We start from the raw sequence: 26,262 nt of genomic DNA on the forward strand, positions 1-26,262 counted from the left end.
ACATGACCGAGAAAATCAATCCGTCGCGACGCGCGCTCATCGGCTGGGGCGGGGCCGGGCTCGCGCTCGGCGCCGCCGTGGCCGGGGGCGCGGTGGCGATGGCCGAGGCGGGCGACGACATGGACCCGACCGCCGCCGACGCCGGTGGCGCGGTGGAGTTCCACGGCACCCACCAGGCCGGTATCGCCACCGCCGTCCAGGACCGGCTGCACTTCGCCGCGTTCGACGTGAAGACCGACGACCGGGCCGAGTTCGTCCAGCTGCTGAAGGACTGGACGGCCGCGGCCCGGCGGCTGACCGCCGGGAAGGCGATCGGCGACGGCGCGTTCGGCGGGCTCGCCGAGGCGCCCCCGGACGACACCGGCGAGGCGCTCGGGCTGAAGCCGAACCGGCTGACGCTGACGATCGGCTTCGGACCGTCGTTCTTCGAGAAGTTCGGACTCAAGGACAGCCGCCCTGCCGCCCTGGTCGATCTGCCGCAGTTCCCGGGCGACAACTTCGACTCCGCCCGCACCGGCGGCGACCTGTGCGTCCAGGCCTGCGCCGACGACCCCCAGGTCGCCGTGCACGCCATCCGCAACCTCGCCCGTATCGGCTTCGGCAAGGTCGCCATCCGCTGGTCCCAGCTCGGCTTCGGGAAGACGTCCTCGACCACGCCGGACGCGCAGACCCCGCGCAACCTCATGGGGTTCAAGGACGGCACCCGCAACATCGCGGGGACCGAGACCGACCGGCTGAAGAAGTTCGTGTGGGTGGGCGACGGCGACGGTCCGGCGTGGATGAGCGGGGGATCGTATCTCGTCGCCCGGCGCATCCGGATGAACATCGAGACCTGGGACCGGACCTCGCTCCAGGAGCAGGAGGACGTCTTCGGGCGGGACAAGGGCGAGGGCGCCCCGGTCGGCAAGGCCAAGGAGCACGACGCGCCGTTCCTGAAGGCGATGAAGCCGGACGCCCATGTGCGGCTCGCGCACCCCGACTCCAACGACGGGATCACCATCCTGCGCCGGGGTTATTCGTTCACCGACGGTACGGACGGGCTCGGCCGGCTCGACGCGGGCCTGTTCTTCCTGGCATACCAGCGTGACGTACGCAAGGGGTTCATCCCGCTGCAGCGCAGGCTGTCGGCGTCGGACGCACTCAACGAGTACATCCAGCACGTGGGTTCGGCGGTCTTCGCGGTCCCGCCCGGCGTCCGGGACAAGGACGACTGGTGGGGCCGGACGCTGTTCTCCGAGTCCTCCAAGGGGGCGTGATCCGTGTTCTCCAACTACCTGATCGGGCTGCGCGAAGGCCTCGAGGCCTCGCTCGTCGTCTGCATCCTCATCGCCTACCTGGTCAAGACCGGGCGCAGGGACGCCCTGCGGCCGATCTGGATCGGCATCGCCGTGGCGGTGCTGATCGCCATGGGCTTCGGCTGCGCCCTCGAATTCGGCTCCCAGGAGCTGACGTTCCAGGCGCAGGAGGCGCTCGGCGGGTCCCTGTCCATCGTCGCGGTCGGTCTGGTGACCTGGATGGTGTTCTGGATGCGGCGCACCGCCCGGCACCTCAAGACGGAGCTGCACGGCAGGCTGGACGCGGCCCTCGCGATGGGCACGGGTGCGCTGGTCGCCACCGCGTTCCTCGCCGTGGGCCGCGAGGGACTTGAGACCGCCCTGTTCGTGTGGGCGTCCGTGCACGCGGCCAGCGACGGCACCCCGCGCCCCCTGGTCGGCGTCGCCCTGGGCCTGGCCACCGCGGTCCTGCTCGGCTGGCTCTTCTACCGCGGCGCCCTGCGGATCAACCTCGCCAAGTTCTTCACCTGGACCGGCGGCATGCTGGTCGTGGTCGCCGCCGGCGTGCTGGCGTACGGCTTCCACGACCTCCAGGAGGCCGACTGGATCCCGGGCCTGACCAACCATGCCTTCGACATCAGCGGCACCATCCCGCCGGACAGCTGGTACGGCACCCTCCTCAAGGGCGTCTTCAACTTCCAGCCCGACCCGACCGTGCTCCAGGTCACGGTGTGGCTGCTGTACCTGATCCCGACGCTCGCACTCTTCTTCGCCCCGGTAGGGTTCGGCTCCGGGAAGGGGAAGGTGAAGGCACCTGATGACGCACCTGACGACCAGGGATCGCGGCCCTCGGCGGCTCCGCAGACTCCGCAGGCGTGATCGGAACGCGCTCCTGGCGGTCTCGCTGACCGCCATGTCGCTGACGGCGAGCGGATGCGTGGTGGTGCACGGGGAGCGCGAGGTGCTCCCCACCACCACCCGCGCCGAGGCCGCCAAGTCGCTGAAGCAGTTCACGGACGCCTACAACAAGGCCGACGAGGCCTACGACGGCTCCCTGGACGCCGACCACACGACCGGCGCCCTCGCCGACATCGACTCCGCGCGCCTGAAGGCCGGGCACGTGAACAGCCCGAGCGGCAACTCCGGCCACTCGGCGCTGGAGTTCGACGACGTCACCTACACCATCCCCAAGAAGGCCGGCTGGCCGCGCTGGTTCCTCGCCGACGCGCACGGCAACAAGGGCGGCGACGACCGCTGGCTGCTGGTCTTCACCCGCAACAGCCTCTCCGAGCCGTTCCAGGTGGCGTATCTGACGCTGGTCGCGCCGGACGCCGTACCGAAGTTCACGACCGACAAGGACGGGTGGGCCGAGGCCGTGCCGGCCAACAGTGCCCAACTGGCCGTCTCCCCCGCCGACCTGGGCCAGGACTACGCCACGTACCTGAAGAGCGGCGGCGCCGTCTTCGCGGAGGGCGCGCACACCAGCGGCTGGCGCACGGACCGCAAGAAGTCGACCAAGCCGGGCCTCGCGACCCAGTACATCGACGAGCCGCTGACCAACGGCGACTACGCGCCGCTCGCCCTGCGCACCGCCGACGGCGGCGCGATGGTGTTCTTCACCACCCGCTACTACGCCAAGGAGACGGCGGCCGCGGGCACTTCGGTGCCGACGCCGAACCAGGACGTGAAGGCTCTCACCAAGGGCGAGATCAAGCAGTCGCTGACCATGGAGTTCGTCTCCAACCAGGTCGCCCTGGACCCGGCGGGCACCGGGAAGGTCTCGGTCCTAGGACGCATCCAGGGCCTGACCTCCGCGGAGGGTTCCTGACCTAACGGCGGACCGGCCAGGCGGCGCCCACCTGGTCGGGCTCCTCGTCGGCGTGCCGGGCGCCGGCGTCGGTGAGGATCTCCAGGAGGGTCAGCGGGTCGGGCAGCGGGTGCTCGGGGCCGCGTACCCAGTGCACCCGCCGGTCGCCGTCACCGGGCAGCCGGGCGGGCGGTACGAGGACGTACGACCCCCGGCAGTGCCAGCGCAGGCCGGGGTGCTCGTCCATGGTCTCGGGGCGGCAGTCCAGCTCGCACGGCCACCACTCGTCCTCGTCCTCGGGGGTGCCGCGGGTGAGGGTGAAGAACAGCATGCGGCCGTCGTCGCTCTCGGCGACCGGACCGACCTCGACGCCGTTCGCGAGCAGACGCTCCAGCGCCGGCCGGCCGGCCTCCACGGGGACGTCCAGGACGTCGTGCGTCATGCCGGTCGCGGTGATGAAGTTGGCCTGCGGCTGGTGCCGGGCCCAGCGCTCGATCTGGGCGCGGTCGGTGGTGGACTGCGTCTGCCACGCGAACGACACCGGGTGCCGGGCCGGGGTGGGACAGCCGACGCGGTCGCAGGAGCAGCCGTAGCCGGGGGCGGGATGCGCGGCGGGGGCCAGTGGGAAGCCCGCCTCGGCGGCGGCGAGCAGCTGGGCCGCACGGCTGTCGTCGTCGGTGGCGGCGGCTTCCCTGGGCCGCCTTCCGAGCAGCCACTGGGAGAGCTTGCCCTGCCGGCCACTACGGCCGCGGAACGTCCGGCTCATGAATCGCCTCGCCTTGCTGTCGTCCGGACAGCATGCCTTATCGTCCCTTCTGGGCGTGAAGGGGGGTACGCGTGGGTCGAGGACCCGGGCGGGACAAGGGGCGGGAAGGTCTCACCGGGGCGATAGGCGGTGGCACAAGTTACACCCTTGCACCAGGGTGATAAAGGCTCGCGGGAGTTACGCCCTCGAACCGGGTGGCGGCCACTCGTCGCCCCAGTCCGCGTCCCGCGCCGCCTTGTACAGGTCGCCGTGGCGTTTGGTGATCGTCGTCCGGCGCAGCTGTTCGTCCCTCTCGCACAGGTCGAGGAGGACCTGGCCCTTGCGGATCTGCGGGCGCCGGACCACCCGGGCCGGCGCCGGGGCGGCCGGCAGGCGGGTGGCGGCCACGTAGCTGAACTTCTCGTCCTCGTAGGCAAGTGATCCGCCCTTGACCTGCCGGTGCAGGGAGGAGCGGCTGACCCGGGCCGAGAAGTGGCACCAGTCCGTGCCGGGGACGATCGGGCAGGCGGCGCTGTGCGGGCACGGCGCGGCGATGCGGAAGCCGGCGGCCACCAGGCGGTCGCGGGCCTCGATGACCCGGGCGTAACCCGCCGGGGTGCCGGCCTCGACGATGACGACGGCCTGCGCGGCGGTCGCGGCGGCGTCGACGAGAGCGGTACGAGCGGCCTCGTCGAGTTCGTTGAGGACGTACGACACCGTGACCAGATCAGTGCTCTCGATGGTGAGCGCCGCTCCGATCCGAGAGCGCTGCCACACCGCCTCCCGCAGCTCCGGGTTGGCCGCGGCGATCTCCCGGCCGAGGGCCAGCGCCGGCTCGGCCCAGTCGAGGACCGTCACCGGCCGCACCCCGGCCCAGGTGTCGGTCACCGCCCAGGTCGCCGCGCCCGTCCCGCCGCCGACGTCCACATGGCTCCCCGGCACCCAGCCCTCCGGCGCCGCGTCGGCGAACGCCGCCAGCGCCGCCCGTACCGCCTCGAAGGTGGCCGGCATCCGGTAGGCCGCGTAGGCCACCACGTCCGCCCGGTCCCGCAGGATCGGCGCGTCGGTCGGGGTGGCCCCCCGGTAGCTGGCGATCAGCCGCTCGACGGCTCCGGCGGCCTGCTTGGGAGGAAGGCCGTCGAGGAGTTCGGCGAGCGTGGCACGGAGCCGGTCGGCCGGGGATGCGGGGTGGTTCACCCGGCGATTGTAGGGGGCTCCGGCGCCACGACGACCGCCCGCCGGCCCGCACCCTCACACCCCCGACGGACTGAGGAACACCGCCCTAGCCAGCCGGGTGGCCGCCGCCGCTCTCGGGGCGCTGTCGCCCGGCCGCCGCCGTGGATGCACGGTGTTGGCCAGCAGGACCAGGAACGTGTCCGTCGCCCGGTCCAGCACCAGGCTCGTCCCCGTGAACCCGGTGTGCCCGGCCGCGCCCCGGCCCGCCAGTTCGCCCATGAACCACCGCTGGTCCACCAGGAACCCCAGACCGGGCGGGTCCAGCAGCAGGTCCACGAAGTCGGGGCCGAGGATGCGCGCCGGGCCGTACGCGCCGCCGGCCAGCAGCGCCCGGCAGAAGACGGCCAGGTCCCGGGCCGTGGAGAAGAGGCCCGCGTGCCCGGCCACCCCGCCCAGCGCCCAGGCGTTCTCGTCGTGCACGACACCGCGCAGCATGCCCCGGTCCGCCTTGGCCCACGGCCGCCGCTGGTCCTCGGTGGCCGCCGCGCCGGGGCAGGGGCCGAAGTCGGTGGCGGTCATCCCGAGCGGGCGGGTGATGCCCTCGTGGATCAGGACGTCGAGGGTGCGGCCGGTGATCCGCTCCAGGACGGACTGGAGGAGGAGCATGTTGAGGTCCGAGTAGCGGTAGGCGCCGATCGCGCTGCTCGGGGCCTCGGCACGGAGCAGGTCGAGGCGGGACGCGTCGTCGGGGCAGTCGTGGAGCGGGAGTTCGGGACGCAGGCCGGAGGTGTGGGTGAGGAGCTGGCGGACGGTGATGCCGTGCACGGCGGCCGCCCGGAAGTCGGGGAGGTAGGCGCCGACCCGGGCGTCGATGCCGAGGGTGCCGCGTTCGAGTTGCTGCACGGCGGCGACCGCGGTGAAGAGTTTGGTGAGAGAGGCCAGGTCGAAGGGGGTGTCGACGGTCATCGGGACTCGGGCGGCGGGCAGCAGTTCGACACCGGCGTCGGCCTCGGCGTCGTACGCGGACCAGCGCACAGCCCAGCCGGCCGCGTGCTGTACGGCGATCACGGGACCGCGTCCGGCGACCACCACGGCTCCGGCCGCCCAGGGCCGCTCACCGACGGTGAGGGCCTGCACTTCGCCCACGAGGTGCCTGAGTTCCGCGGGGTCGAGCCCGGCCCGTTCCGGTGTCTCGACGCGCAGTCTCGGTACGCTCAGCTCTCCGCTCCCTCCATCCCCGCACGTGTGTTCCCACGTGTTCTCCAGGGACGGCACATTCCCACGAAGCAGGCCAGTGCCACCAGTGCCCCCGCCAGTTGGACGATCGCCATGGGCACGGCGGTTCTCTCCCCGGCGATCCCCACCAGCGGCGAGGCGACCGCGCCCACCAGGAACGAGGACGTCCCGAGCAGCGCGGACGCGGTTCCGGCGGCGTGCCGGGTGCGCAGCAGGGCGAGGGACTGGGCGTTGGGAAGGGTGAAGCCCATCGCGGACATCAGCACGAAGAGAGCGGTGGCGACGGGGGCGAGACCGACCGGGCCGAAGACCCCGGTCGACATGAGGAGCAGGGCGGTCGCGGCGAGCACGGTCACGGCCAGGCCCGCGCCCAGCACCCGGTCCAGGCTGACCCGGCCGACCAGCACCTTGCCGTTGATCTGTCCGGCGATCACCAGCCCGACCGAGTTGAGCCCGAAGAGCAGGCTGAAGGTCTGCGGGGAGGCGCCGTAGATCTCCTGGACGACGAAGGGCGAGGCCGATATGTAGGCGAAGAGCGCGGCGAAGGCGAAGCCGCCGGCGAGCATGTAGCCGGTGAAGGGGAGGTCGGCGAGCAGGGCGCGCATGGCGCGGACCGCGGCGGCCGCTCCCCCGGCGTGCCGGTCGGCCGCCGGCAGGGTCTCCGGGAGCTTCGTCCACACCGTCGCGGCGAGGACCGCGCCGACGACCGTCAGGACGACGAACACGCCCCGCCAGTCCGTCACCCGCAGGATCTGCCCGCCGATCAGCGGGGCGACGATCGGGGCCACTCCGGAGACCAGCATCAGGGTGGAGAAGAACCGGGCCATCGCGACACCGTCGTAGAGGTCGCGTACGACGGCCCGGGCGATGACTATGCCGGCCGCGCCCGCGAGGCCCTGGGCCAGGCGGAAGGCGACCAGCGTCTCGACGTTCGGCGCGAGGGCGCACAGGGCGGTGGCGGCGACGTAGACGGCGAGGCCGGCCAGCAGCGGGCGACGGCGGCCCCAGCGGTCGCTCATCGGGCCGACGACCAGTTGGCCGAGAGCCATGCCGGCGAGGCAGGCGGTGAGGGTGAGCTGGACGGTCGCGGCGGGGGCGTGCAGGGAGCGGGTGACCTCCGGCAGGGACGGGAGGTACATGTCCATCGCCAGCGGGGGTGTCGCGGTGAGCGCGCCGAGGACCAGCACCAGCAGCAGACCCGCGCGGCGGGCGGTGGGGGTGGTCGTGGGGGGTACGGCGGTGTCCTGGGCGTCCGGCGTCGGCGGTGCCGGCCGCTCCGGCATCTGGCGCATGTGTCCCCCCGCTCCTTCGGTTCCCGGCGGTCTCGCCCTGCGGATCCGCCCTTGATGAACCCCGATGTCCGCCGCCTATGCTCTCAGCTCGTACGGACTGCCTGGAAACACATGAGCGAGGGTGGGGCTGCCGGGATGGCTGAGCAGAGTGTGCGGTGGGGGATCCTGGCGACCGGCGGGATCGCGGCCGCGTTCGCGGCGGACCTGGTGGATCTGCCGGACGCGGAGATCGCGGCGGTGGCCTCGCGGTCGGCGGAGTCGGCGGAGGCCTTCGCGGAGCGGTTCGGGATCGGGCGGGCGTACGGCGACTGGGAGTCGCTGGCCCGGGACGAGGACATCGATGTCGTGTACGTCGCCACTCCGCACTCGGCGCACCGGGCGGCCGCCGGGCTGTGCCTGGAGGCGGGGCGGAACGTGCTGTGTGAGAAGGCGTTCACGATCGACGCCCGCGAGGCCGGGGAACTGGTGGCGCTGGCGAAGGAGCACGACCGCTTCCTGATGGAGGCGATGTGGATGTACTGCAACCCGCTGGTGCGGCGACTGAAGGCGCTGGTCGCGGACGGGGCGATCGGCGAGGTGCGGACCGTGCAGGCGGACTTCGGGCTGGAAGGGCCGTTCCCGCCGGCGCACCGGCTGCGGGACCCGGCGCTGGGCGGCGGCGCGCTGCTCGACCTGGGGGTGTACCCGGTGTCGTTCGCGCATCTGCTGCTCGGCGAGCCGGACGGGCTGTCGGCGCGAGCGGTGCTCTCGGACGAGGGCGTCGATCTCCAGACGGGTGCGCTGCTCTCCTGGGAGAGCGGTGCTCTCGCGGCGGTGCACTGCTCCATCGTCGGCGGCACCGGCACCACCGCCTCGGTCACCGGTTCCCGAGGCCGGATCGACATCCCGGACGGCTTCTTCAACCCCGAACGCTTCGTCCTGCACCGCGACGGCCGCGACCCCGAGGAGTTCGCCCTGGACCCGGCCGACGGCCCGCGCAACACCCTCCGCCACGAGGCCCGGGAGGTCATGCGCGCCCTGCGGGCCGGCGAGAGGGAGTCCCCGCTGGTCCCGCTCGACGGCACCCTCGCCGTCATGCGCACCCTGGACACCCTCCGCAACCTGATCGGCGTCCGCTACGCGGGCGAGGCGTAAAAGCACCCCGAGGTAAAAGCGCCCCAAAGGGGCGCGGGGAACTGCGCAACCAGCCACGACGGCGCCGCACCCAACCACCGACCCAACACGGCCCTCCCAGCGGAGCGCCTACGCTGCGACCCCATGAATGCCAAGCAATCGAAGATCGCCGTGGTGACCGGCGCCGGTTCCGGTGTCGGACGGGCCGTGGCCGTGGAGCTGCTGCGGGCCGGCTGGTCGGTGGCGCTGGCCGGGCGGCGGCCCCGGACGCTGGAGGAGACGGCGGGGCTGGTGCCCGAGGGCGCCTGCCTCGTCGTACGCACGGACGTGGCGCAACCGGAGGACGTGGCCGGGCTGTTCGCGGCGGCCGTGGCACGGTTCGGGCGGGTGGACCTGCTGTTCAACAACGCGGGGACGTTCGGGCCCGGCGGGGTGCCCGTGGAGGATCTCGCCTACGAAGCGTGGCGGCATGTCGTGGACACCAACCTCAACGGGGCGTTCCTGTGCGCGCAGGCGGCGTTCCGGCAGATGAAGGAGCAGGAGCCGCAGGGCGGGCGGATCATCAACAACGGGTCCATCTCCGCGCACACGCCCCGCCCGAACTCCGCCCCCTACACCGCGACCAAGCACGCGCTGACCGGTCTCACCAAGTCGCTGTCCCTGGACGGGCGGCCGTACAACATCGCGGTCGGGCAGATCGACATCGGCAACGCGGCCACGGACATGACGGCCCGGATGCAGACCGGCGCCCTCCAGGCCAACGGGGAGATGGCCCCCGAACCCGTGATGGACGTGGCCGATGTGGCGCGTACCGTCCGGCACATGGCCGAGCTGCCCCTGGCGGCGAACGTGCAGTTCGCGACGGTGCTGGCGACGACGATGCCGTACGTGGGCCGGGGCTGAACCACCGTTCAGCCCGGGCCTCCGCTACCTGCACAACCGGAGTTCAGACATCCGCGGTATTGCGGCCGGTAACGCGCCTATGCTCAACTTTCCTCCACCAGAGCTTCACAGTTGAGGCTCTGGTGTTCCGCCGACCACATCGAGGGGGAGGCGGCAGCCGTCCCACCGGACCGGGTGGGGGTGAACCCGTGCGGGACCGCGGGTACGCACCGGTGGGTGGGACGGCTGCCGCGTGACGTCAACTCGCCGGTGTGTCGGCCGAGTCGGCGCCGGCCGCCCGGCGACGCCGGCGCAGCGCCCAGGCCCCCGCCCCCAGCAGCGCGAGCGTTCCCGCGCCGCCCTCCGCGAGCCGCCACGGCGACGGTCCGGACGACCCCGAACCGGCCGCGGCCCCCGTCCCGGCCGCTCCCGCGGCGCCCTTGGCCGTACTGGGCGACGGGCTCGCGCTCGCGCCGCCCTCGCTCAACGGGTCGACCAGGGTGCCGACCGGCTGTGCCGAACTCCCCTTGCCGAAGCCCCAGTCGAGCAGCGCTGCGGTCTCCTCGTACACGGCGTTGCTGCCGGTGTCGGGGTGCATCACGGTGACCAGCAGGGTGCGGCCGCCCCGGGTGGCACCGCCGGTGAAGGTGTTGCCGGCGTGGCTGGTGTAGCCGTTCTTGACGCCGAACAGGCCCTTGTAGACGCCGAGTCCCCAGGAGCCGGTGAGCAGGCGGTCGGTGTTCTGGATCTGGAAGGTCTTCTTGCCGCCCGCCGGGAAGTCCGCGGTCCTGGTCCCGCAGTAGCCCCGGAAGTCGTCGTCCTTCAGCCCGTGCCGGGCGAAGAGGGTCAGGTCGTAGGCGGAGGACAGCTGGCCGGGGTGGTCGAAGCCGTCGGGGCTGACCACATGGGTGTCCAGGGCCTGCAGGTCGGCCGCCTTGGCCTGCATCTCGGCGACGGTCTTCGCGATGCCGCCGTTCATGTGGGCGAGGACGTGCACGGCGTCGTTGCCGGAGCGCAGGAAGACGCCCTGCCACAGCTGCTCGACGGTGTAGGTGATGCCGGGCTTGATACCGACCAGGCTGGAGCCGGCCGGGACGTCGGAGATGTCGCTGTCCTTGACCCGGTAGCGCTCGGTCCGCTCGAACTTCTTCAGCACGGTGTCCGCGAACAGCATCTTCAGCGTGGACGCGGGCGCCAGGCGCCGGTGCGCGTCGTAGGAGGCCAGCACCTCCCCGCTCGCGCAGTCGGCGAGCAGCCAGGCATGGGCGGTGATCTTCCTGGGAAGGCCGGTGGCACCGCGCACCTGGACGCCGCCGCGGGCGAGGCGCCCGCCGCCTATGACGGTGGCCGCGGAGGCAGTGGTCGCCGCGGAAAGGGGAAGAGCGGCGGCCGTCAGTCCGAAGACGGCACGCCTGGTCAGCCGAGAGGAATCGCGCACCCCGGGACCGTACACCGCATCGAACAGCGGATTCCTGGGCGGGCCCCCTCGCCGCGATAGAAATTTGCCGTCTTATGAAAGTTTGATAAGACTACGGGTTTTCTCAGCTCTGACACATCTTTTACCCAGTGTGACTCAAAGGTTTCTCCCTAGCTTGAGCTCGCGTCCACAGCGGGCGCCAAGAACCTTCGAGGAACGGGATGTTTGGCATCTATCTCAAGCGCGAGCTGGGCCGTAGAAAGAAGGCGGCCCTGGTCATCGCACTGGGTCTGGCGCTCGGAATCGCGCTGGTCATCACGGTCAACTCGGTGTCGGCCGGCATGACCCAGGCGCAGGACAAGGTCCTCAAGTCGCTGTACGGCCTCGGGACCGACATGACGGTCACCAAGGCCCGTACGGCACCCACCTCGGGCAGCTCCGGCGGCCCGAACTTCAAGTTCGGCGCCAAGTCCAGCAGCAGCTCCACGCAGAGCTCGGACCGCGTACAGACGCAGGGAGGTCAGGCCCTGAAGTCGACCCTGGTCACCAAGGTCGCCGCACAGAAGAGCGTGGAGAGCGCGGTCGGAGCGCTCTCCCTGAACGTGACCAAGGTCGACGGCTCCTTCACCCAGGGCAAGGCGCAGAGCTCCAGCGGCAGCAGCAACAGCGGTGGCGGCGGCCAGGGCCAGCCGGGCGGCGGCACCTCCACCGGCCAGCCGCAGGTCCAGGGCGGCGGCGCCAACTTCAACGTCAACAGCTACTCCGTCGTCGGCGTCGACGTGGCCCACCAGGGCCTCGGCCCGCTGTCCACGATGAAGATCACCTCGGGCAAGACCTTCACCTCGGCGCAGACCGGTGCCAAGGTCGCGGTGGTCAGCAAGTCGTACGCCAAGGAGAAGAAGTACAAGGTCGGCTCGACCTTCAAGATCTCCGGCACCAAGTTCACGGTCATCGGCATCGCGACCCCGGACAGCAGCGAGTCCGACACCGACCTCTACATCCCGCTGAAGCCGGCGCAGACCCTCGGCGACGCCAAGAACCAGGTCACCACGATCTACGTCAAGGCGACCGACTCCAAGCAGATCTCCACCGTGAAGAAGGAGATCACGTCCAACATCTCCGGTACGACGGTCACCACCTCCGCCGACCTGGCGTCCACCGTCTCCGGTTCCCTCTCCACCGCCTCCAGCCTGGCGACCAGCGTCGGCAAGTGGCTGTCCATCGCGGTCCTGGTGGCGGCCTTCCTGGTGGCGGCGCTGCTGACCTCCTCCGCGGTCTCCCGCCGGGTGCGTGAGTTCGGCACCCTGAAGGCGCTGGGCTGGCCCTCCCGGAACGTCACCCGGCAGGTCGTCGGCGAGTCCATGGTGAACGGCCTGATCGGCGGCGCCCTCGGTATCGCCCTCGGTGTCGGCGCGGCCTACGCGGTCACCGCGATCAGCCCCAAGCTGACGGCCCAGCTGGGCAGCACCGGCGGCGGTGGCGGCATGGGCGGCGGCCCGGGCGGCGGCGGGCCCGGCCAGCAGGCCACCCAGAACACCCTGGAGATCGCGCTGACCGCGCCGGTCTCGCTCACCACCATCGCGCTCGCGGTCGGCCTCGCGGTCACCGGCGGCCTGATCGCCGGTGCGATGGGCGGCTGGCGCGCCTCCCGGATGCGCCCGGCCGACGCCCTGCGCAGCGTCTCGTAACGCCGCCAGTCCCCCTCGGACCGGGGCGCCGCTTCCGATCCCCCCGGGACGCGGCGCCCCACCCCACTCACCACCCAGTGGAGAACCCATGTACAGACTCACCGGAGTCACCAAGCGCTACACCCGGGGCAAGGAGACGGTCGAGGCGCTGCGCGGCATCGACCTGACCATCGAGGACGGCGACCAGCTCGTCATCCAGGGCCCGACCGGCGGCGGCAAGTCGACGCTGCTCCAGATGATCGGCGGCCTGGACCGGCCGACCGAGGGCAGCGTCGAGCTGGACGGCGTCGACCTCGCGCGGATCAGCGAGGCGAAGCTGACCCGGCTGCGGGCCGAGAAGATCGGCATCATCTTCCAGTCGTTCAACCTGATCCCGACGCTCACCGCGCAGGAGAACGTCGAGACGGCCCTGGTGCCGCTCGGCGTGAAGCCGGCCGAGCGGCGCGAGCGGGCGGCGGAGGCGCTGCGCTCGGTGGGCCTGGGCGAGCGCCTCACCCACGCCCCCGCGGAGCTCTCCGGCGGCCAGCAGCAGCGGGTCGCCATCGCCCGTGCGCTGGTGAAGAAGCCGAAGGTACTGCTCGCCGACGAGCCCACCGGCAACCTCGACGAGGGCACCCGGGACGACATCATGGGCCTGCTGGAGGGCCTGTGGCACGAGTACGGGCTGACCTTCATCATGGTCACCCACGACTCCTCCATCGCCCGCCGCGCCCCGCGCCTGGCCACCATCAAGGCCGGCCAGATCACCCTCACCGAGCAGGGCCGCGGACAGCAGTACGCGCAGCAGCCCGCGGGCCACGGCGGCCCGCAGCAGCAGGACTACGGCCGGCAGCCGCACGGGCAGCAGCCTTACGTGCAGCAGCAGTACGGCGGCGGACCGGGCCACTGATTCATCCGCGGGGGCCGTTCAGCGCCCGAGCAGCCGGTCGATCTCGGCCAGCTGCCCGGCGGTGAGCGGCCCCTTCGCCATCGCCCCGGCGTTGTCCTCGGCCTGGCCGACGGACCGGAAGCCGGGGATGGGGACCGTGCGCGGGCTGCGGGCCCAGATCCAGCCGAGGGCGCCCTGCGCCAGGGTCCGGCCGCCGCTGGTGAGGACGGCCCGCAGCGCGTCGATCCGCGCGACCCACTCGGGATCGGCCCCGTCCCCGTCCCCGAACCCGGGCAGCCAGGCCGGCGGCCTGCTCCGGATGTCCCCCGCACCGGCCGCTTGCCGCCGCCCGCCGAGCAACCCCATCGCGAGCGGGCTGCGGTTGACGGCGGCAAGACCCAGGTCGTCCGCGACCCGCAGGAGTTCGGGCGCGTCCTGGAGCACGTTGAGGGTGTGCTGCACGGCCGTACAGTGCGGGCCCTCGGCGAAGACCGCGGCGCGGGCCGGGTCGTCGGTGCTCCAGCCGTAGGCGCGGATGAGCCCCTCCGTCACCAACTCCTCGCAGACGTCACGCAGTTCGACGGCACGGGCCGGGTCTGCGTCGGAGAGGTGCAGCTGGTAGAGGTCGACGTGGTCGGTTTCGAGGCGGCGCAGCGAGGCGGTGAGGGCACGGCGGACGTACGCCGGGGAGTCGTCGCTGCCGGTGAGGGTGCGGGTCTCCTCGTCGAAGACGTTGCCCCACTTGGTGGCGACGACGACCTCGTCCCGGCGCTTGCCGAGGGCGCGGCCGAGGACGCGCTCGCTGTGCCCGGCGCCATAGGTGTCGGCGGTGTCGAAGAAGGTGACGCCGAGGTCGAGGGCGCGGTGGACCGCCCGTACGGACTCCTCGTCGTCGACCTTGCCCCAGCCCAGCGGCTGCCCGGTGCCGTCCTGCCACTCGCCGCCGATGGCCCAGCAGCCGAAGCCGAGCGCGCTGACCTCGATGCCGGAACGTCCCAGGGTCCTGGTGGTGCTGTAGCTGTCCATGCCTGAGGACGCTAGGAGTTGAAGTGCACGCGAGGGCAAGGGGGCAGACAAGGAGGGCAAGGGGACGGACAAGGGGACGGGCAAGGGGACGGACAAGGTGCCGGACGAGGTGGCGGTCAGGCCTGCCCGGTCTCGAAGTGGGAGATACGGCCGTCGTCCTCGACGGTGAAGGCCCACCTGGTGCGCATCTCGCCCCAGGTGTCGTTGCGGTAACCGGCGACCAGGGAGCGGCCGTCGCGGGACTCGCTGTCGACGTCCAGGTGACCGTGGGAGGAGAAGATCTCGCGGTCGATCCACTCGGTGAGGTCCCGGTCGGAGCCGTCGTCGGCCATGGTCGCGTCCGGGGTGAGCAGTCCGAGGAGGCTCGCGCGGTCACCGGCGTTGACGGCGCCGACGAAGGCGCGGACGGCCGGGTCGCTGAGTCTGTCTGTGTGAATCGTCATGTCAGTCAGCGTCACACCACGGCCGGGGGCCCGCCACCCTAACGGCGCCGAGGACGGGCCGGTCGGGTGGCTCGGTGCGACGGTGGAGACCTGATCGCACCCCCGGCCGGAGGAGCCACCGTGACCTGCTACGACCGACGTGATGTGGGCCTGCTGCTGCTCCGGCTGGGGACCGGCGGGGTGCTGGCGGCGCACGGCGCGCAGAAGCTGTTCGGCTGGTTCGGCGGGGGCGGGATCGAGGGCACCGGCCAGTTCATGGAGTCGGTCGGGTACGCGCCCGGACGGCAGAGCGCGCTGGCGGCGGGCCTGGCGGAGGCGGGCGGCGGCACCCTGCTGGCGCTGGGCCTGGCGACCCCGGCGGCGGGAGCCGCGGCGGCCGGCGCGATGGCGGGCGCGGCCGCGCTGCACATGCCGAACGGGTTCTTCGCGGCGGAGGGCGGCTACGAGTACGCGGCGAGCCTGGGCCTGGCCGCCACGGGCCTGGCGGTCTCCGGTCCCGGCCGGCTCTCCCTGGACCACATGTTCTGGCATGTCTTCGACCGGGGCTGGATGGTCCCGGTGACGCTGGGAGTGACGGCGGCGGTCACGGCGGCGGTGATCGGAGCCCGGAACCAGCGGTTGCAGCGTCGACGGGAGGGCGAGCAGGAGACGTTGTTCGAGGAGTAGCGCCAGGTCGGTGCGCGGCAGACTACGACCCATGAGCGAACAGGACACCCCCGTCACCACCCCCGTCGCCACCCCTGTCACCCCCGTCACCCCCGTCGACCTGTGGCCCACCGTGGACGGCCTCTGGGCACGCCTGGAGGCCACCCGCGTCCACGCCGGACCGGAGGGCGTCCTCCTGCGCATCCTCAAACTCTCCGAGGAGGTCGGCGAGGTCGCCGAAGCGGTCATCGGTGCCACCGGTCAGAACCCGCGCAAGGGCGTGACCCACACCTGGGACGACGTACAGGGCGAACTGTGCGACGTGGCCATCACGGCCCTGGTGGCACTGCGGACGCTGACTCCGCAGGCGCAGGAGGTGTTCGAGGCCCACTTGCAGGGTGTCAGGGACCGGCCACTGGGTCCGTCGGCGTGAGGCCGCTCCCTGTTCGGCGCCGGACGGCACGTTGATTGCGCATCGCCGCACCAGCGGTGGACGGTGTTCCCGCAGGCCGCCGCGTGAGGCCACGCCCCGGTGCCTTCGCTTGACCTTGCCCCTGGGGGCAGGGTCTAGCGTGTGAGCAGCGAGGTGAACGGCATGAAGATCGGTGAGCTGGCGCGTCGAGCCGACGTGACGACGAAAGCGGTGCGGTACTACGAATCACTGGGGCTGGTCACGCCCGAGCGTCTCGCGAACGGCTACCGGGACTACGCCGAGGACGACGTGCGCCTCGTGCGGGAGATCAAGGCCCTGTACCGGCTGGGCATCCCCGTCGAACGCACCCGGCCCTTCCTGGAGTGCCTGGCCGCCGGGAGCCTGTACGCCGACGACTGCCCCGCCTCGCTGGCCACCTACCGGGAGGCCATCGACGAGCTCACCGAGCGCATCGAGGCCCTCAACGCCCGCCGCTCCACGCTGATCACCAACCTGCAGACGGCGGCCCACCGGGGCAGCGGCGTCGTACCGCCCGAAGGAACCGCCGGTGAGGACTACCTGACCCTCCCCGCGGACCTGCCGGTCCCCGTGGACGACGGCGCCGCCGCTCACCTGCCCGGCACGGCCATGCCGCCCCTCACCGTGCCGGACACCGCGGGCCGGGCGGTCCGCCTGGACGCGCTCGGGCCCCGCCGTACGGTGATCTACGTCTACCCTCTCACCGGCCGCCCCGGCACCGACCTGCCGGAGGGCTGGAACTCCATCCCCGGCGCCCGCGGCTGCACCCCGGAGACCTGCGGCTTCCGCGACCACTTCCAGGACCTCCTGGAAGCCGGCGCCGGCCGCGTGTACGGGCTGTCCAGCCAGGACAGCGACTACCAGAACGAGATCGTGGAACGGCTCGGTCTGCCCTTCGACATGCTCTCCGACCCCGCCCTCGACCTCGCCGACGCGCTCGGCCTGCCCACCTTCGAGGCCGACGGCGCGAGGCTGTTCCGGCGCCTGACCCTCGTCGTCCGCGACGGCACCGTCGAGCACGCCTTCTACCCGGTCTTCCCGCCGAACGAGCACGCCCAGCAGGTCCTGGACTGGCTGCGCGACAACCCGCTGTAGGCCCCTCGCAGGACCGGCATCCGTCGCGTCAACACACCCACAGATGATTCGTCTACTGCGGCCACATCCACCACCCGTGTGCGGCGACACCGTCCTGACCGCCGAGGAGCGGACCGCTCCCGGCACGATGATGGTCCGCGTCTCCACCGACCCGTCACTGCTCGTACCGTTCCAAGGAGTTCTCCATGTTCCGCGGCCTCAGCGCCTTCCCCCTCACCCCCACCAGCGAGGACGGCATCGACGAGAACGCCTTCCGCACCCTCGTCTCCCGCCTGGCCGCCGCCGGCGTCGACTCCATCGGGGCCCTCGGCTCCACCGGCGGCTACGCCTACCTCACCCGCGAACAGCGCGCCCGCGTGACGGCGCTCGCGGTCGAGGCCGCCGACGGTGTGCCGGTCATGGTCGGTATCGGTGCGCTGCGGACCTCGCAGGTCCTCGCCCACGCCGAGGACGCCCAGAAGGCGGGCGCGTCCGCGGTCCTGCTCGCCCCGATGACGTATCAGCCGCTCACCGACGACGAGGTGTTCGGCCTGTACGAGGACGTCACCCGCGAACTGTCCGTGCCGCTGTGCGTGTACGACAACCCCCGCACCACCCACGTCGACTTCACCGACGAACTCCACGGCCGTATCGCCGAGTTGCCGAACGTCGCCGCCGTCAAGATCCCGCCGGTGCCGGACGACCCGGCCGCCGCGGAGCAGCGCGTGACGGCACTGCGGGCACGACTCCCCGAGACGGTGAGCATCGGCGTGAGCGGTGACTGGGCGGCGGCCGGCGGTCTGAACGCCGGATGCGAGGCGTGGTACTCGGTCCTCGGCGGCCTGTTCCCACGAACCGCCCTCGCCCTCACCCGCGCCGCCCAGGCCGGCGACACCGAGCAGGCCACCACCCGCTCCGAACGCCTGGAACCTCTCTGGGACCTCACCCGCCGGTACGGCGGCCTGCGCGTGATGTCGGCGGCCGCCGCACACCTGGGCCTCACCACCGAGCCCAACCTGCCGCTCCCGCTCCGGGGCCTGCCCGCCGACGCCCGAGGCCGGCTGGTCACCGTACTGGACGACCTGGACCTCGGAACGACGGCGTGACCCCTGCCCCGGGCAGGCCTCCCGATCACTGTGCGCTCGACGCAGTCCGCAAGGTGGCGGCCGGCGAGGTCGCCCAGGCGGACGGCGCCGCGCCCCGCCGTGTCGATCAGACGCCGTGAAGCGCGCTGACCGGCGGCGACGGGGCTACCGTGATGACGCATGAGACGCTCGTTGCCCCTGGATGCCGTGCCCCGCCTCACCGGCGCGGCGATCGTCGGAGCGGTGGTCGGCGTGGCCGTGGCGCTGCCGACCGATGGAGCGCTGGGCGCACTGGCCGCGATCGCCGCGACGGAGCTGTCCTTCGTCCTGGCGGGCTGGGCGGTGCTGTGGCCGATGGACGCCACGGCCACCCACCGCAATGCACGGCGTGAGGACTTCCGTCCCGTGACCGACGAAGTCGTGGTGGTCGCGGTGGCCCTGTGCGGACTGGCCGCCATCGTGCTGCTGCTCCTGCGCGGCAAGTCCGACCCCGGCCATGTGGCGGCGGCGACCGCCCTGTGCGGCGTCTTCACGGCCTGGGCCGCGCTGCATTTGATGTACGCCGCCCGCTACGCCTACGTGTATTACGAGTCCGCGGGCGGGATCGACTTCAATTCGGACGACCCTCCGGCGTACCGGGACTTCTTCTACTTCAGCTACAACCTCGGCATGACCTATCAGGTGTCCGACACCGATGTGTCGAGTTCGGCGATCCGGGCGATCGTGCTGCGTCACACACTGCTGTCCTACGTCTTCGGCACCGGCATTCTCGCCACCGCCATCAATCTCGTCGTGGGAATCGTCAGCGGCTGAGGCGGCGGCTCCGGGGCGGGGTCGGGCCACGACTGCCCAGGGCCCGGTGCCCGCACAGCGTGAGCCGGTGTTTCCAACGCCCTCCCGAACAGAGCGTCACCTCCCGGGCGGCTCTGCGTGACGTGCTCACCGGCCTGGCGGCCCCGCGGCGGACCGCTTGAACCGTCAGGAGGCCGGCGTGGGAGCGGCGGCGGCCCGCTCCCGGGCGGCGTCGAGCATCCCGCGGGCCTCGACGCGGCTGGCGCGGACCCGCTGCCTGGCGTCACCGTGCGCGACGTCCGCGCTCGCGGCCAGGGCCGCCGCCAACTCGGCACGCCCCCGGCTGAGCCGGCTGCGCACCGTCCCCACCGGAACCCCGCACGCGAAGGCGACCTGCTCGTAGGAGGCGTCCCCGGCCGAGAAGTAACGCAGCACCAGCGGCATGCGCAGCACCGGGGACAGCTCCTCCATGGCCGCCCATATCCAGTCCCGCACGGCGGGGCGCTCCAGCCACTGCTCAGGGCCGGCGTCCGGTGCCGGCAGGGGCACTTCCTCCACCGGCCTGACCAGGGCGGAGTTCCGCAGCACGGACCGGCTCCCGTTGCGCACGATCATCCGCAGCCAGGCGCCCACCGCCGCCGGATCGCGCACGTCCCCGATCCGCAGCAGTGCGGTGAGCGCCGCGTCCTGGAGCACGTCGTCGACGTCCGTGCCCGCTCCCTGAGCGGGTGAGCGGGCGGGCGGGTTCAGTGGGAGCGGTCGACGCTCCAGTGCGGCAGCAGCTCGAAGAAGGCGACCGCCTCGCTCCGCCAGCGCGGCCGCCAGCCCTCGGCCACCAGGGCGGCCTGCTCGGCATGGTCACGCATCCGCGCCCGTAGCCGGCCGGCCACCCCGCGCGCCTCGGCGATCTCCCGGATCGTGTCGATCGTCCCGGCGGTGCAGGCGGGGTCGCCGAGCGCCGTCTCCAGCACGGTCCGCTCCGCCCTGGTGAGCCCGTCGAGCCCTTCTTGCCCGTCTTGCCCGTCGAGGGACGACAGCAGCGCGGCCACGACATAGCTGCGCTTCCCGTCACGGATGTCGGTTCCGGTCGGCTTGCCCATCACCTCGCCGTCCCCGAACAGGTCCAGATAGTCGTCCCGCATCTGCGCGCAGATCCCCACCAGGCGTGCGTAACGGCTCAACTCCCGGTCGTGGCACTCCGGTTGGGCACCGGCGGCAAGGAGTCCCAGCCGCAGGGGCGCGAGCAGCGAGTAGCGGGCCGACTTGTAGTCCGCCACCTGGTCGATGACCTCGACGTCCGGGAGTCCGCCGGTGACATCGCGCTCCAGGTCGACGATCTGACCGAGGAACGTCTCCGCCGCCGCCCTGGTCTGCGCCTCGATCATGGCCTGCCGTACCGGCGGCGCGGCCTCCGCGTCGAGGAGGACCCGCAGGGACAGGGCCAGCGCGAGGTCGCCGGCGAGCACGGTGAGGCCGAGCGCGGTCCGGGGGCGGCCGGGGAACCGCTCGCGGTAGGCGTAGTAGGTGGAGGGGCCGCCTCGGCGGGTGGGGCTGTCGTCGATGAGGTCGTCGTGGATCAGGCCGTGACTGTGCAGCAGTTCGAGGCTCAGGGCCGCGTGCTCCAGTCCCGGCACCGGCCCGTCCGTCACCAGGCGGGCCGCCTCGTTGAGGATCACCACACGGATCCGCTTCCCGCCGCGCAGCGACAGCTCCCTCAGCAGGTGCAGGCACTCCGGGGTGAACCTGCTGAACGAGGGGGTGTCGAGGGCACCGCCCAGGGAGTCGAAGTACTCCGCGAAGAGCTTCTCGAAGGCCTGGGTGTGACCGGCGAGACGAGCCGTCAACTGGTCATGGCCACCAGTGGTGTCGGGCATGGCGGGGCTCCTGAGGCGGGCGTGCGGACGCGGGTGTCCCATCATGCGCGACGGGATGCCGACCACCCCTCCCCGCCGACGGCCGTACCGAACGCTCCGCCGAAGACATAGGGAACGCGGAACGCAGAGAACGCGATACGACCGTCCGGACTGTTCACCTTCCGGGTCAGGGCCGTTGGCCGACGGCAAGTTGTCCGGACGAGTCGGGCGGACACCGTTCCTGGTGAGTACGACCAGGTATCCGGAGATCGCGGACCGGCTTCCGACACGGAGGAATCATGAACACGCTCACGAGTGACCGACTGGCCGAACTGATCGACGGCCTCGCGGGCCTCCCCTACGGCGGGGAACAGGTCGACCAGCGCACCCACGCCCTCCAGGCCGCCCACCTCGCGGTGGCGGCGGGCGCCGACGACGAACTGGTGGTCGCCGCCGCGCTGCACGACATCGGCAGGGCGAAGCAGGTACGGGCCGAGCACCCGGGTCTGCCGCACGAGCTGGCGGGCGCGGCGTGGGCCCGCCGGCACCTGAGCGAACGCGCGGCCTGGATCATCGCCCAGCACGTCCCGGCCAAGCGCTACCTGGTGGCCACGGACCCCGCGTACCGGGCCATGCTCAGCCCGGCGTCCATCGCGTCCCTGAAGGTCCAGGGCGGCCCGATGGGCGAGACGGAGACCGCCGCCTTCGCCGCCCACCCGATGGCCGAGGACGCGGTGTCCCTGCGCCGCTGGGACGACGCGGCGAAGGACCCGGAGGGGCCGGTACTGGGGTTGGGGGAGCTGGTGGCGGCGTATGAGCGGTGCACGAGGGGCGGGACCGGCGGCTCCTGATCGCCGTTACGGCCCCCGCCCCTCCCCCTCGCCCAGGTTCCGATCGAGGGGGACATGCCGCTTCACCGTCACCCCGCCGGGCGGCGCAGCGGGCCGACCGGGGTGCGCGCGGTCAGCGCAGTCCGGCGAAGAGGTCGTTCTCGGGCACGGCCGCGCCGGTGGTGTCCTGGACGCGTACGAAGGTCTCGACGCCCATCAACTCGGTGAACTTCTCCGGGCCCATCCTGAGGAAGAAGATGTTCTCGCCCTGGCTGGCGTGCGCGGCCAGCGAGTCGAACTTCTGGCCGCCGAACCCGGTGGTGTCCACCCAGGTGGTGATCTCCTCGTCGGGGAGACCGATCTCGGCCAGTGCGGCGGCCTCGGCGGGATCCGGCTCCGGCATCTCCTCACCGAACTCGCGCAGGACCTCCCCGAACCGCTGCATCGCCGAGCGGGGCATCGTCGTCCAGTACACCTTCGACGCGGACTCGGTCATCGCCAGCGCCGCCATCGTGATGCGGTTGGCCTGGATGTGGTCGGGGTGCCCGTAGAAGCCGTTCTCGTCATAGGTGACGACCACGTCGGGCTGGTAGTGCCGGATGAGTTCCGCGAGCCGTGCGGCCCCCTCCGCCACCGGCGTCTGCCAGAAGGATCCCGGGGCGTCGTTGGACGGCCAGCCCATCATGCCGGAGTCGGCGTAGCCCAGCATCTCCAGGTGACTGATCTTCAGGATCTCGCAGCTGGCCTCCAGCTCCCGACGCCGAATCGCGGCGACGGCCGCCGGATCGTGCCCGGGATCACCCGGTTTGACACCCCCCGGGCCGTCACCGCAACCGCCGTCGGTACACGTCACGAGGACCGTACGCACGCCCTCCGCCGCATACCGCGCGAGGACGCCTCCCGTGCTCGTGGCCTCGTCGTCGGGGTGGGCGTGCACGGCCATGAGCGTCAAGGGCCGGTCGTTCATAAAACAGTCCTCCTACTGGGAAAATCGTCGGTCCGAGTCCACGGTCGGGCACATGGTCGAGCGCCGGCCCCCTAATGAAAGACGACCGGGCACACCGATTCTCATCGCCCCCGCGACACCGCTTCCTCGACCGCTGCAACAGCGCCGACCGAACAGACTGTTCCCGCCGCACACCGGCAGGTTCCCCGGCCGGCCCGACCAACGCCCGTCGGGGAAGGCCGGAGCACCCGGCACCCGGCACCGGTCTCGCCCCCGCGCCACCGCGATACCCGGCACAGTGGCGCCCCGTGCCCGTACGGGATCACCAGGTGTGAGCCACGTCCACCACGAGATGGTTGGCCGTCTGGAAGACCCGGAACGGCAGTCGGGCGCGGACGCCCAGTCCGGCCTGGGTGTAGCCCTCGGAGCCACCTGTGACCTTGAACTCCCGGAAGGTCCTGTACCCGGCGACGTTGACGGCGGGAAGCGGCGGGTAGGGCTGTCCGGTCGCCGGGTCGTAGCGCGGGGCGAACAGCGAGATCTCCAGAATGGCTCCGCCCTTGATCGGAACCACGACGTCGGACGGGTCCTGGTGCAGCACGTCGACGTAGCGAACCGTGTACCCGATCGGGTCGGCCCCCGTCCCCTGGGCATCGAAGACCAGCCGGTCGAAGCACTCGTGCTGTCCGGCCCTCACGTCGGCCAGGCGCCGTGAGGCACCAGCGTCACCGCTCTTCTCGAGACTCCCCCACGTCACGGCACAGTCCACGGCGGCCGTCGGCGCGGCCACCGCCGGAACCGTGCCGGCCAACAGACCGCCGCCCGCCAGCATCATCGCGGCCAGTGCAGTACCTATCCGTCGCATGACTACCCCCGGTAGCTCGCGCAGGTGTGTGTCTCTTAGACCGGCGGCCTTCCGGAAGGTTGTGCGCAGTGGAGCAGCCCATTGCGGCGCAGGGGGCCGTCCAGCACCAGGTGCCCCGTGAGACCTCAGCATTTCCGCGTGCACCGGGCCTGTACCAGCAGGCGCAGCGACCGGTGCGGCGGCGGCACCGCCCCGCAGCAAGGCCGACCCGTTACCGTCGGCCTGCCCGCCGCACCACTCCTGTCGTTACGGCTTACGCGCAAGTCCACCGTGCTCGGCGATGACCTCCGGGACGCCCGAACCGGGCTCCGGACGCCACTCCGTCACCGAGACGACACCGGGCTCGACAAGCTCCAGACCGTCGAAGAACGCGGTGATCTCATCGATGGAGCGCAGGTTGTACGGAACGGCGCCGCTGCTGTTGTAGGCGTCCTGGGCCTGCTCGAAAACGGGGTCGATGCCGCGCGACCCGTCGTTGATGGAGAGGTAACTACCGGATGGCAGGGCGCCCATCAGCCGGGTGACGATGGAACGCGCCTGGTCGTAGTCGGCGACATGGCCCAGGATGTTGCTGAGGATGAGCGCGGTGGGACGACCGAAGTCCAGCGTCCTGGCAGCGACTTCAAGAATGCGATCCGGATCCGTCACGTCGGCATCGATGTAGGCGGTCGCGCCCTCGTCGGTGGAGAAGAGCAGCGCACGGGCGTGGGCGAGCACCATCGGATCGTTGTCGACGTAGACGATCCGCGCCTCGGGAGCGAGCCCCTGGGCGACCTCGTGGGTGTTCTGCGCGGTCGGAAGCCCGGTACCGACGTCCAGGAACTGCCGGATACCCGCCTCGGAGACGAGATACGCGATGTTGCGACGCAGGAAGCCACGGCTGGAGCGGGCGATGGTGACGATCCCGGGAAACACCTCGGTGTACGCGTCACCGGCCGCCTCGTCGACGGGGTAGTTGTCCTTGCCGCCGAGCCAGTAGTTCCAGATACGGGCGGAGTGCGGCACCGACGTGTCGATCTTCTGCTGCTCCGCCGGCTCGGGCGTCGTCACAGGGTCACTCATGAGTCGTGTACGTCCTTCAACCGGGGCGAGGATTATCCGAGGCACATCCTACGATCGAACTCCCTTCCCCTGCTTACCAGTTCACGCCTCCCTTCTGTGCGGTCGGGACAGGGGCGCCCGGTTCTCGACCGACCGAAGCCGTTCCGCCAACCAAGCCGGTACTCGCTCGTGGAATCGGCCTTTGCCGCCCGCACGATGCGACCCTGCTCTACCTCCATCACCGACCGCGCACCTCGGACGCCCACGTGCCCGCCTTGTGAACTTCCGGCCCCTCGACGTGTGTGGCACCGGCCACGTACAGCAGCCACAGCAGCTCAAGGGAGCCGAAGAAGGACTCCCCCCAGCTGTCGACCCAGACGCGGACCCGCGACGGCCCCACCCGGACAATGTCCCAGAACTCCCAGCCGCGAGAATCCTCTTCCGGGTCGAACCGATAGATCCAGTTCTGCAGGGACCAAGGGCCTCCACCGCTACGGTCCACGTAGGCGGTGCGGCCGTGTCGGGCGAATTCCTGTGGCGGCGCCTCACCGTCCCGGACGGACACCGCCCTGAACCAGTCAGGGAACTCGTCCGTCGGCAGATCTTCATCGCCGAACTCCGCCGTGCAGGCCAGGTGGAGAGCGGCCGACAGGACGCGACGCACGCGTAGCGCGTACGCCTCGGGGGTCCCCTCGAGCACATCGACAGTGAAAGCGGCCAGAACCGGCGGAGCCGACTCGATCGCGGGACGCTGCCGAACGCGGTCCAGTTCGGCGGCGACACTCTCCTCGCTGTGAATCATCGCACGATCCTATCTTTCCTGTACAACATCTCCGGAGCCCTTGATGATGTTGTCGCGGAGTTCATTGAGGAGCTTGGCCGGGATTCCGTAGAGGTCCTTCCCCTTGGTCGGATCGGAGATTTCCGGGTACTCCTGGAGCAGGCCTTTCCATTCCGTGCGGGTGAAGGCATCACCGTCAGGATGATCATCCTTGTTCTGCGGCAGAGCGGACTCGCGGATCTTGACCAGGTAGTCTTCGGGGATCTTGAAGGAGACGATCTGACCGTCGTCACCCCGGTATTCCAACGTGTGCTTGATTTTGCCGCTCATGTTCAGATAGAGCTTGCCCTTGCCGGTGATTGTCACCTCGCCGTTCTCACCGATGTGAATCCGCTGGCTCAATGGGTGGTCGGTCTGTTTGCGGTAGACCGTGATCAGGTCCTCGCCGCACTCTTCGAGACCGAGTGGATCGGTCCTGGTGTACGGGTTGTGGACGTAGGTGTTGGGGTTGGGGGCGGGGGTGAGACCGAGGAGGTCGGGGGTGAGGTAGCGGGCGGTTTCGGGGTCGTAGTGGCGGAAGTAGTTGTAGTGCAGGCCGGTTTCGGGATCGTTGTACTGCCCGGGGAAGCGGAGGGGGGTGTAAGTGGGGGCATCGCTGCTCCAGGTGATGGTGTCCCAGAGGGTGCTGCGAGCGTGCAAGGCAATATCCCCTTGTTCGTCGACGAGTTCACGGGAAGAGCCCACGAGATCCGTGACGATCGCGAAGAAGCGGGAGTCGATCTCCTGTTGAGGTGCATCCGGCTGCGGTGATGCGTTCGGTCTGAGCGATGGGTTTGAGGCCCTGGTGATCCCAGGTGAGGGTGACAGGGTTCGGGAGGTCGGCGGATGGGCCTTCCACCTTGATCGTGGACACCTCGACGCTGGATCTTGAG

The 26,262-nt window shown here is 71.2% G+C and carries 26 protein-coding genes and 1 pseudogene; 13 read left to right on the top strand and 14 right to left on the bottom strand.

Annotation, left to right across the window (positions count from 1 at the left end):
* Positions 1-2 precede the first annotated feature (2 nt).
* The 3 genes from efeB to ACWGJB_RS17930 are packed head-to-tail and all read left to right on the top strand — an operon-like array spanning position 3 to position 3,102.
* Positions 3-1,256, top strand: a complete 1,254-nt coding sequence (gene efeB / locus ACWGJB_RS17920; protein WP_453381100.1) for an iron uptake transporter deferrochelatase/peroxidase subunit — start codon at positions 3-5, stop codon at positions 1,254-1,256.
* Positions 1,257-1,259: 3 nt separating this feature from the next.
* Positions 1,260-2,153, top strand: a complete 894-nt coding sequence (gene efeU / locus ACWGJB_RS17925; RefSeq protein ID WP_453381101.1) for an iron uptake transporter permease EfeU — start codon at positions 1,260-1,262, stop codon at positions 2,151-2,153.
* Entirely contained in the window at positions 2,092-3,102 is a 1,011-nt protein-coding gene (locus ACWGJB_RS17930; RefSeq protein ID WP_453381102.1) for a hypothetical protein, read from the top strand. The genes efeU and ACWGJB_RS17930 overlap by 62 nt, the downstream gene beginning before the upstream one ends.
* Position 3,103: 1 nt before the next feature.
* Here ACWGJB_RS17930 and ACWGJB_RS17935 read toward each other — a convergent pair whose 3' ends face one another.
* The 4 genes from ACWGJB_RS17935 to ACWGJB_RS17950 form a co-directional block, all read right to left on the bottom strand.
* Entirely contained in the window at positions 3,104-3,847 is a 744-nt protein-coding gene (locus ACWGJB_RS17935) for a bifunctional DNA primase/polymerase (protein ID WP_453381103.1), read from the bottom strand.
* A 177-nt stretch (positions 3,848-4,024) separates the two neighbouring features.
* Positions 4,025-5,023 carry a small ribosomal subunit Rsm22 family protein gene (locus ACWGJB_RS17940; RefSeq protein WP_453381104.1) on the bottom strand — a complete coding sequence of 333 codons (999 nt, stop codon included), beginning with the start codon at positions 5,021-5,023 and terminating at the stop codon, positions 4,025-4,027.
* 54 nt (positions 5,024-5,077) lie between these two features.
* The gene (locus ACWGJB_RS17945; protein ID WP_453381105.1) at positions 5,078-6,277 is read right to left on the bottom strand and encodes a serine hydrolase domain-containing protein; all 1,200 of its coding nucleotides are present in this window, start codon (positions 6,275-6,277) and stop codon (positions 5,078-5,080) included.
* Entirely contained in the window at positions 6,217-7,521 is a 1,305-nt protein-coding gene (locus ACWGJB_RS17950; RefSeq protein WP_453381353.1) for a multidrug effflux MFS transporter, read from the bottom strand. The genes ACWGJB_RS17945 and ACWGJB_RS17950 overlap by 61 nt, the downstream gene beginning before the upstream one ends.
* Positions 7,522-7,665: 144 nt before the next feature.
* On the opposite strand from ACWGJB_RS17950, the gene ACWGJB_RS17955 reads away from it, so the two are divergent.
* Positions 7,666-8,664 carry a Gfo/Idh/MocA family protein gene (locus ACWGJB_RS17955; protein ID WP_453381106.1) on the top strand — a complete coding sequence of 333 codons (999 nt, stop codon included), beginning with the start codon at positions 7,666-7,668 and terminating at the stop codon, positions 8,662-8,664.
* Positions 8,665-8,787: 123 nt separating this feature from the next.
* Positions 8,788-9,546, top strand: coding sequence for an SDR family oxidoreductase (locus ACWGJB_RS17960; RefSeq protein WP_453381107.1), 759 nt, complete (start codon positions 8,788-8,790; stop codon positions 9,544-9,546).
* A gap of 238 nt (positions 9,547-9,784) precedes the next feature.
* Here the strand turns inward: ACWGJB_RS17960 and ACWGJB_RS17965 are convergent, their stop codons facing one another.
* Complete coding sequence (locus ACWGJB_RS17965) at positions 9,785-10,963, bottom strand: D-alanyl-D-alanine carboxypeptidase family protein (protein WP_453381108.1); 1,179 nt, start codon at positions 10,961-10,963, stop codon at positions 9,785-9,787.
* A gap of 200 nt (positions 10,964-11,163) precedes the next feature.
* Between ACWGJB_RS17965 and ACWGJB_RS17970 the strand changes: the two genes are divergently transcribed.
* Both ACWGJB_RS17970 and ACWGJB_RS17975 read left to right on the top strand, forming a co-directional pair.
* Positions 11,164-12,630 (top strand): ABC transporter permease, encoded by a 1,467-nt coding sequence (locus tag ACWGJB_RS17970; RefSeq protein ID WP_453381109.1) that lies wholly within the window; start codon positions 11,164-11,166, stop codon positions 12,628-12,630.
* A gap of 88 nt (positions 12,631-12,718) precedes the next feature.
* Positions 12,719-13,519 carry an ABC transporter ATP-binding protein gene (locus tag ACWGJB_RS17975; protein ID WP_453381110.1) on the top strand — a complete coding sequence of 267 codons (801 nt, stop codon included), beginning with the start codon at positions 12,719-12,721 and terminating at the stop codon, positions 13,517-13,519.
* A gap of 18 nt (positions 13,520-13,537) precedes the next feature.
* Here ACWGJB_RS17975 and ACWGJB_RS17980 read toward each other — a convergent pair whose 3' ends face one another.
* On the bottom strand, positions 13,538-14,524 hold the full coding sequence (locus tag ACWGJB_RS17980; protein WP_453381111.1) for an aldo/keto reductase: 987 nt from the start codon (positions 14,522-14,524) through the stop codon (positions 13,538-13,540).
* A 116-nt stretch (positions 14,525-14,640) separates the two neighbouring features.
* Entirely contained in the window at positions 14,641-14,967 is a 327-nt protein-coding gene (locus ACWGJB_RS17985) for a nuclear transport factor 2 family protein (RefSeq protein WP_453381112.1), read from the bottom strand.
* Positions 14,968-15,087: 120 nt separating this feature from the next.
* Here ACWGJB_RS17985 and ACWGJB_RS17990 point away from each other — a divergent pair, with 120 nt between their 5' ends.
* The 5 genes from ACWGJB_RS17990 to ACWGJB_RS18010 all read left to right on the top strand — a co-directional run bounded on the left by ACWGJB_RS17990 (position 15,088) and on the right by ACWGJB_RS18010 (position 19,035).
* Positions 15,088-15,633, top strand: a complete 546-nt coding sequence (locus tag ACWGJB_RS17990) for a DoxX family protein (protein ID WP_453381113.1) — start codon at positions 15,088-15,090, stop codon at positions 15,631-15,633.
* Between the two features lie 31 nt (positions 15,634-15,664).
* A complete protein-coding gene (locus ACWGJB_RS17995) occupies positions 15,665-16,045 on the top strand; it encodes a MazG-like family protein (RefSeq protein ID WP_453381114.1) in 381 nt (126 codons plus the stop codon).
* Between the two features lie 162 nt (positions 16,046-16,207).
* Positions 16,208-17,158, top strand: coding sequence for a MerR family transcriptional regulator (locus ACWGJB_RS18000; protein WP_453381354.1), 951 nt, complete (start codon positions 16,208-16,210; stop codon positions 17,156-17,158).
* A gap of 185 nt (positions 17,159-17,343) precedes the next feature.
* Positions 17,344-18,243, top strand: a complete 900-nt coding sequence (locus tag ACWGJB_RS18005; RefSeq protein WP_453381115.1) for a dihydrodipicolinate synthase family protein — start codon at positions 17,344-17,346, stop codon at positions 18,241-18,243.
* Between the two features lie 159 nt (positions 18,244-18,402).
* A complete protein-coding gene (locus tag ACWGJB_RS18010) occupies positions 18,403-19,035 on the top strand; it encodes a DUF1345 domain-containing protein (RefSeq protein ID WP_453381116.1) in 633 nt (210 codons plus the stop codon).
* A gap of 165 nt (positions 19,036-19,200) precedes the next feature.
* On the opposite strand, the gene ACWGJB_RS18015 is transcribed toward ACWGJB_RS18010, so the two are convergent.
* Positions 19,201-19,710, bottom strand: coding sequence for an RNA polymerase sigma factor (locus ACWGJB_RS18015; protein ID WP_453381117.1), 510 nt, complete (start codon positions 19,708-19,710; stop codon positions 19,201-19,203).
* Between the two features lie 50 nt (positions 19,711-19,760).
* Positions 19,761-20,888 (bottom strand): polyprenyl synthetase family protein, encoded by a 1,128-nt coding sequence (locus tag ACWGJB_RS18020; RefSeq protein ID WP_453381118.1) that lies wholly within the window; start codon positions 20,886-20,888, stop codon positions 19,761-19,763.
* A 278-nt stretch (positions 20,889-21,166) separates the two neighbouring features.
* On the opposite strand from ACWGJB_RS18020, the gene ACWGJB_RS18025 reads away from it, so the two are divergent.
* The gene (locus ACWGJB_RS18025; protein WP_453381119.1) at positions 21,167-21,718 is read left to right on the top strand and encodes an HD domain-containing protein; all 552 of its coding nucleotides are present in this window, start codon (positions 21,167-21,169) and stop codon (positions 21,716-21,718) included.
* A 112-nt stretch (positions 21,719-21,830) separates the two neighbouring features.
* Here the strand turns inward: ACWGJB_RS18025 and ACWGJB_RS18030 are convergent, their stop codons facing one another.
* The 5 genes and pseudogenes from ACWGJB_RS18030 to ACWGJB_RS18050 all read right to left on the bottom strand — a co-directional run.
* A complete protein-coding gene (locus ACWGJB_RS18030) occupies positions 21,831-22,664 on the bottom strand; it encodes a PIG-L family deacetylase (protein WP_453381120.1) in 834 nt (277 codons plus the stop codon).
* 301 nt (positions 22,665-22,965) lie between these two features.
* On the bottom strand, positions 22,966-23,508 hold the full coding sequence (locus ACWGJB_RS18035) for an AMIN-like domain-containing (lipo)protein (protein ID WP_453381121.1): 543 nt from the start codon (positions 23,506-23,508) through the stop codon (positions 22,966-22,968).
* A gap of 246 nt (positions 23,509-23,754) precedes the next feature.
* Positions 23,755-24,570, bottom strand: coding sequence for an SAM-dependent methyltransferase (locus ACWGJB_RS18040; protein ID WP_453381122.1), 816 nt, complete (start codon positions 24,568-24,570; stop codon positions 23,755-23,757).
* A gap of 217 nt (positions 24,571-24,787) precedes the next feature.
* Positions 24,788-25,351: a hypothetical protein gene (locus ACWGJB_RS18045; RefSeq protein WP_453381123.1), complete on the bottom strand. Its 564-nt coding sequence runs from the start codon at positions 25,349-25,351 to the stop codon at positions 24,788-24,790.
* 9 nt (positions 25,352-25,360) lie between these two features.
* Positions 25,361-26,216: pseudogene (locus tag ACWGJB_RS18050) on the bottom strand (RHS repeat-associated core domain-containing protein); the annotation flags it as partial.
* Positions 26,217-26,262 lie beyond the last annotated feature (46 nt).

The sequence above is a fragment of the Streptomyces sp. NPDC054813 genome, assembly GCF_053611365.1.

Bases quoted from the DNA above. Each gene is read 5' to 3' on its own strand.
- ACWGJB_RS18020 (WP_453381118.1), bottom strand. From the start codon at position 20,888: ATGCCCGACACCACTGGTGGCCATGACCAGTTGACGGCTCGTCTCGCC.
- ACWGJB_RS17980 (WP_453381111.1), bottom strand. From the start codon at position 14,524: ATGGACAGCTACAGCACCACCAGGACCCTGGGACGTTCCGGCATCGAG.
- ACWGJB_RS17985 (WP_453381112.1), bottom strand. From the start codon at position 14,967: ATGACGATTCACACAGACAGACTCAGCGACCCGGCCGTCCGCGCCTTC.
- ACWGJB_RS17930 (WP_453381102.1), top strand. From the start codon at position 2,092: ATGACGCACCTGACGACCAGGGATCGCGGCCCTCGGCGGCTCCGCAGA.
- ACWGJB_RS17950 (WP_453381353.1), bottom strand. From the start codon at position 7,521: ATGCCGGAGCGGCCGGCACCGCCGACGCCGGACGCCCAGGACACCGCC.
- efeB (WP_453381100.1), top strand. From the start codon at position 3: ATGACCGAGAAAATCAATCCGTCGCGACGCGCGCTCATCGGCTGGGGC.
- ACWGJB_RS17935 (WP_453381103.1), bottom strand. From the start codon at position 3,847: ATGAGCCGGACGTTCCGCGGCCGTAGTGGCCGGCAGGGCAAGCTCTCC.
- ACWGJB_RS17960 (WP_453381107.1), top strand. From the start codon at position 8,788: ATGAATGCCAAGCAATCGAAGATCGCCGTGGTGACCGGCGCCGGTTCC.
- ACWGJB_RS17970 (WP_453381109.1), top strand. From the start codon at position 11,164: ATGTTTGGCATCTATCTCAAGCGCGAGCTGGGCCGTAGAAAGAAGGCG.
- ACWGJB_RS18030 (WP_453381120.1), bottom strand. From the start codon at position 22,664: ATGAACGACCGGCCCTTGACGCTCATGGCCGTGCACGCCCACCCCGAC.
- ACWGJB_RS18040 (WP_453381122.1), bottom strand. From the start codon at position 24,570: ATGAGTGACCCTGTGACGACGCCCGAGCCGGCGGAGCAGCAGAAGATC.
- ACWGJB_RS18045 (WP_453381123.1), bottom strand. From the start codon at position 25,351: ATGATTCACAGCGAGGAGAGTGTCGCCGCCGAACTGGACCGCGTTCGG.
- ACWGJB_RS18035 (WP_453381121.1), bottom strand. From the start codon at position 23,508: ATGCGACGGATAGGTACTGCACTGGCCGCGATGATGCTGGCGGGCGGC.
- ACWGJB_RS17995 (WP_453381114.1), top strand. From the start codon at position 15,665: ATGAGCGAACAGGACACCCCCGTCACCACCCCCGTCGCCACCCCTGTC.
- ACWGJB_RS18000 (WP_453381354.1), top strand. From the start codon at position 16,208: ATGAAGATCGGTGAGCTGGCGCGTCGAGCCGACGTGACGACGAAAGCG.
- ACWGJB_RS18025 (WP_453381119.1), top strand. From the start codon at position 21,167: ATGAACACGCTCACGAGTGACCGACTGGCCGAACTGATCGACGGCCTC.
- ACWGJB_RS18010 (WP_453381116.1), top strand. From the start codon at position 18,403: ATGAGACGCTCGTTGCCCCTGGATGCCGTGCCCCGCCTCACCGGCGCG.
- ACWGJB_RS17955 (WP_453381106.1), top strand. From the start codon at position 7,666: ATGGCTGAGCAGAGTGTGCGGTGGGGGATCCTGGCGACCGGCGGGATC.
- ACWGJB_RS17975 (WP_453381110.1), top strand. From the start codon at position 12,719: ATGTACAGACTCACCGGAGTCACCAAGCGCTACACCCGGGGCAAGGAG.
- ACWGJB_RS18005 (WP_453381115.1), top strand. From the start codon at position 17,344: ATGTTCCGCGGCCTCAGCGCCTTCCCCCTCACCCCCACCAGCGAGGAC.